The following is a 900-nucleotide window of genomic DNA, read 5'->3' on the forward strand; positions in this document are numbered from 1 at the left end:
GAAGTTGTTTAAACAAATGAGAGTTCCAAAAAAAATCAGCAAATTTGAATTGCAATAAAAAAAAACTAAAAATCTGGAACTCCTTAGCAAATATAAAATAGAAGAATTAATATTACCTCATTTAAGTATAGGAAAACGAGGATTTAAGACAAAATTTGATTTAATAAAAGTTGTACAATTAATAATAAAACGCTTAAAAACGGGTTGTCAATGGCGAGAATTGAGTTTAAAAGAATATTTTTTAGACCAAAAAATAAGTTGGCAAAGTATTTATTATTATTTCAATAAATGGAGTAAAGATGGCTCTTTCAAAAATGTTTGGATTAACTTATTATCTAAAAACAAAAAATCATTGGATATGTCTTGCGTTCAATTAGATGGCAGCCATACTCGTTGTCGATTAGCAGGTGAAGCTGTTGGATATCAAGGCAGGAAAAAATCAAAAACCACTAATATTATTTTTTTGTGTGATAATCAAGGTCAAATGCTAGCAATGGGTTCTCCTAAAAGTGGAACAAACCATGATTTATTCGAGATTGATGATGTTTTAAATGAAATTCTTCAGCTTTTGGAAGAAAGTGATATTTCACATCAAGGACTTTTTCTGAATGCTGACGCAGGTTTTGATAGTGATGATTTTAGAAACTTACTCGAAAAAAACGAAATTATAGCCAATATAAAAGTCAATACAAGAAACTCTAGTTCAGTTGACAATGATTATTATTTTGATCCAAAATTATATAAAAGAAGGTTCAAAATTGAAAAAGCAAATGCTTGGATTGATTCCTTTAAATCCTTGCTTATCAGATTTGAAACTTCCGCTATTAACTGGATCAATCTACATTATATTGCTTTTACTGTTATATTTATCAAAAAAATGAAAGTTTAAACAACTTCTAT

The 900-nt window shown here is 28.0% G+C and carries 1 protein-coding gene; it reads left to right on the top strand.

The window, feature by feature from the left end; translation table 11 throughout:
• The first annotated feature begins 109 nt into the window (after window positions 1–109).
• Window positions 110–889 carry a transposase gene (locus tag N5E64_RS15630; protein WP_280038320.1) on the top strand — a complete coding sequence of 260 codons (780 nt, stop codon included), beginning with the start codon at window positions 110–112 and terminating at the stop codon, window positions 887–889.
• The last annotated feature ends 11 nt before the right edge of the window (window positions 890–900 follow it).

This window comes from Empedobacter sp. GD03739 (genome assembly GCF_029843245.1).
GTDB lineage: Bacteria > Bacteroidota > Bacteroidia > Flavobacteriales > Weeksellaceae > Empedobacter > Empedobacter falsenii_B.